Source organism: Curtobacterium sp. MMLR14_002 (assembly GCF_001864975.1).
GTDB classification, from domain to species: domain Bacteria; phylum Actinomycetota; class Actinomycetes; order Actinomycetales; family Microbacteriaceae; genus Curtobacterium; species Curtobacterium flaccumfaciens.
In genome coordinates this window covers 1-299 of the sequence record NZ_MJGT01000008.1, presented here as the reverse complement: position 1 = coordinate 299, position 299 = coordinate 1, and the positions used below count along the sequence as shown (strand labels likewise).

Here is a 299-nt window from a genome sequence, read left to right as displayed (position 1 = left end):
AGGCCTACCTCAACCTGTTCGCGCCGGAGTTCGAGGCCGAGGACACAGAGCAGGTCGCACAGATCCAAGATACGCTCTCCGATGATGGCGGTTTCAGTTTTGCGGTTGTGGGCAACATCAATAATTCCGTGGGGGTTTTCGAGGAACGCATGATACCGGCCCTCAACCAGTCCGGCGTGGATTTTGTGGTGTCCGCCGGTAACGCGGTGAGTGGCGGCGGCGAAGACAAGTACCGGGCCATCCAGGGCACACTCTCCCATCTGGATATTCCCTACCTGCTGACCTTTGGTGAGAACGAG

At 58.2% G+C, this 299-nt stretch carries 1 protein-coding gene; it reads left to right on the top strand.

Translation table 11 applies throughout. From position 1 onward, the window contains the following. A partial coding sequence (locus BIU91_RS02470; RefSeq protein ID WP_216099628.1) for a hypothetical protein occupies positions 1–299 on the top strand: 299 nt, incomplete at both ends.